The following is a 3,281-nucleotide window of genomic DNA, read 5'->3' as shown; positions in this document are numbered from 1 at the left end:
GAGGAGATCATCGGCTTCAGGGGTCGGTGACGCTCTGGCGCCCGCGCACGGGGGCCTCTTGAGACTCGACCTGGCGCCGCGTTTGGAAGCGAGCGCGTCCTTCGGCGGTCGCCAGGGGTCTTGGGCTGCGGCGTGAACGGTGACTCGCTGTTCACGGGGGGCAGGCGCAGAGTCGTCGGCTTGCATGGTTTCCCCGGGCCGGTCCATCGGCTGGCCTCCGCTGCCACTGGGAGGGGCAGGTGCGTGGCAGCACCGGGGGTGCTGCTCGGTGAATGCGCTGGCTGGGATGTCCCGGGGCGTATGCCGTCCTTGAGCGGCGACTACGGTGTGGCGCCCTCATGAAGATCAAGCCTGCGGCATTCCGGGTCGAACCGGGGGCGAGATGGACCTGACCCGTCGGCCCACGATCGGTGAGCCGATCTGCGACTCGAAGAAAGAGTACAAGAAGCGGTTGAGAGCCCACGTCGCCAAGCCGAGCTCGCTGCAGCGACCGCACTACGCATCCGACCACCGCGCACTGCTGGTCATCTTTCAGGGCATGGACGCCGCCGGCAAGGACGGCGCGATCCGCCACGTCATGTCCGGGGTGAGCCCGCAAGGCTGTCAGGTGTTCAGCTTCAAACAGCCCACCGCCGAGGAGCTCCGGCACGACTTCGTCTGGCGCACCACAAGCAGCCTGCCCGAACGCGGCCGGATCGGGATCTTCAACCGCTCGTACTACGAGGACGTCCTGGTCCCTCGCGTGTAACCAAAGATCCTGCACGGTCACGGGCTGCCCGATGACCTCATCGACGAGAAGACCTTCTGGACGCAGCGATTCCGTTCGATCCGCGACCTCGAGGAACACCTGCACCGCAAAGGCACCCAGATCGTGAAGATCTTCCTGCACCTGTCCAAGGACGAGCAGGCGAAGCGGTTCCGGGCGCCCATCGACGCACCGGACAAGAACTGGAAGTTCAGCCTCGCCGACATCCACGAAAGGTCCTACTGGGACACCTACCAGGATGTCTACGGCGACTGACTGAGCGCGACCAGCTCGCAACACGCCCCCTGGTACATCGTGCCCGCCGACAACAAGCGCGACGCCCGACTGATCGTCTCTCAGATCGTTCTGGACACCCTGGCCAACCTCAAAACGGCCTACCCCAAGACGACGGCCCAACGTCACCGGGAGCTGGAGTCCTTCCGGAGCCAACTCTGATTGGCGACCTGGGCGGCACGACATAGAACCTCTCGGGGCAGGCCAAGAGGAGCAGGTAGTGGCCTTGTGGGTGGCGAACAGTTTCGTCGTCGTACACGCCGACACTTGAGTCCATCGCAATTGCGATCACCCCAGTTCACCCAAGAAGGCGACACCGCGCCACCAGGGCCAGGGTCGCGCCGGGTGCGCGCGAGCGACTCTCGCCATCCCCCTTGCGGAGGCCACCAAGGTGGGGAGCAGGGCCAGATCCAGCCACGGGGTGAACTGTCACAGTCAAATGAGGGGCTGCCGGTCAAGCGGCTGCAGCGGCGACATGCCCGTGTCCAAGCCGGCTACTCGCCTGGCCGATCGGAGTAGGCCAGCGTCGGCAGGTCTTGCATCGGTAGATGCGATCGGGGGTGCCGCCATGGCCCCTTCGGTGTCGCCAGATTCCCCTCGTAGTGGCGACGAGGCGGGACAGGTCTGCCGACACTGCAACAGGCGGCGTCACGAAGGTAGCCTTGAGGGGCGAAGTTCGATTCGCCGAGGAGGCGGTTTGCCATGACCGAAGTGCCTGAGGCCGAAGCGGCGAAGGCCGACGAGCGAGTCGTGGAAGCGGCGAAGACCGACGAGCAGGCCGTTGACGCGGTCAAGACGCACGAGCAGGGGCACGCCAAGTGGGCTGTCGGCGAATGGCTTGGCAAGCCGATCATCGACCGCGACGGGGAGCGGATCGGGAAGTTGCGGGACGTGTACGTGGACGTCGAGACCGACGAACCGCAGTTCGGCACCGTCAAGGAGGGGGTCTTCACCCGCCACTTGACGTTCGTGCCTCTGGCGGGGGTCCAAGTCGGTCCGGATTACCTCCAAGTCACGGCGACCAAAGATCAAGTCCGGTCAGCGCCCGACATCGAGCTGCAGGGCGAGGAGCTCTGTCAGGCTGACGAGTCGACCCTCTACCACCACTTCGAACAGAACTACATCCCGATCAAGAACGAGAGCGGACGCCGACTCGCTCGCCGGTGAGCGTGTACCGCTTGGACGGCATCTCTGGTGAGAGTCAGACGTGGCCGTCGTGCGATCGACTGCTCGACGTCCAATTCCGAACCTGCACGCCGATCGTCTGGCTGTCCTGGCGGCCGAGCGTGGTGACGTCGAGGAGTTGAAGCACCTCATCGATGCGGGGAACGAGGTGGCGGCCGATCGGCTCGCCGAGCTGGCCGCCGGCCGCGGCGACGTTGACACGCTGAACTACCTGATCGACGCGGGCAACGAGTTGGCAGCGGACGGCCTGGCTGAGGTGGCTGCCGCACACGGCGATGTCGACACGCTCAACCGCCTCGTCGACGAAGGCAGTCAGGTAGCCGCCACACTGCTGAGCCGGATCATCAGCTAAACCGAGTAGCTGGGCGGCGGAGTCTCCGCCTTGAGGTCCGCCCCGACGTGCCAGGGCGCCTCACGGCGCTATCGGGACCGGCCCGGTGCCCTGGTGCGACCGTGGGACGGCTTGGCAACCGGCGGGCTACTCCTCCCGCACCACGTTCAGGTCCACGAACTCGGGCGGGCCGTCCAGGACGTCCCCCATCGCAGCCCGAATGCGCTCCAGCCCCTGCTGACGCCGGGGATCCTGCTCCCGCGCGCGCGCCTTCTCCTCACTGTCGAACACGACCAGGACGTACACCACATTCGGATCGGCCTGGCTCCGCATGACCATCGTCCTCAACAGACCCGAATCTGCCTGCTCAATGGCCTGAAGCTGCTCGAACACGTCAAGCAACTCCGCCTTCCGCTCCGGCTTCGAGCTCACCTTCTGAAGTTGTGCCCACATGCCAGGACCCCTCGTTCCCTCTTGACGTTCGTGGAGGACGCGGCGGAACGCTACAACCCCTTGAGCGCATCGTCGATCGGCTCCCCTGCGGCCGGTTCACCGACTGAAGGCCCTTGGATCACGTCGCCGCTGCTAGCCTCGATACTTCATGTAGAGGTCCGCGACACGGGGTCTGAAAGTACGGAAGTGCCTGTCCTGTAAGGGAAACTTGGGCTTGCGAAGGTCCAAGGAAACCACACAGAAGAGGCACTCCGTAGGTGAAGAGTAACCGGT

3 protein-coding genes and 1 pseudogene are annotated in these 3,281 nt (G+C 65.2%); 3 read left to right on the top strand and 1 reads right to left on the bottom strand.

The window, feature by feature from the left end; all coding sequences use genetic code 11:
* The first annotated feature begins 338 nt into the window (after positions 1-338).
* The 3 genes and pseudogenes from VIM19_00680 to VIM19_00670 all read left to right on the top strand — a co-directional run bounded on the left by VIM19_00680 (position 339) and on the right by VIM19_00670 (position 2,576).
* Positions 339-1,201: pseudogene (locus VIM19_00680) on the top strand (polyphosphate kinase 2 family protein).
* Between the two features lie 540 nt (positions 1,202-1,741).
* A complete protein-coding gene (locus VIM19_00675; protein HEY5183433.1) occupies positions 1,742-2,206 on the top strand; it encodes a PRC-barrel domain-containing protein in 465 nt (154 codons plus the stop codon).
* 40 nt (positions 2,207-2,246) lie between these two features.
* Positions 2,247-2,576, top strand: coding sequence for a hypothetical protein (locus VIM19_00670; protein HEY5183432.1), 330 nt, complete (start codon positions 2,247-2,249; stop codon positions 2,574-2,576).
* 126 nt (positions 2,577-2,702) lie between these two features.
* Here the strand turns inward: VIM19_00670 and VIM19_00665 are convergent, their stop codons facing one another.
* Positions 2,703-2,987, bottom strand: coding sequence for an antibiotic biosynthesis monooxygenase (locus tag VIM19_00665; protein ID HEY5183431.1), 285 nt, complete (start codon positions 2,985-2,987; stop codon positions 2,703-2,705).
* Positions 2,988-3,281 lie beyond the last annotated feature (294 nt).

The organism is Actinomycetes bacterium (assembly GCA_036510875.1).
In the GTDB taxonomy this organism is placed as follows: domain Bacteria; phylum Actinomycetota; class Actinomycetes; order Prado026; family Prado026; genus DATCDE01.
Note: the sequence above shows the minus strand (reverse complement) of the source record. Positions and strands in the feature narration are given on the sequence as shown.

Coding starts and splice junctions, on each gene's coding strand:
- VIM19_00675 (HEY5183433.1), top strand. CDS start 1,742: ATGACCGAAGTGCCTGAGGCCGAAGCGGCGAAGGCCGACGAGCGAGTC.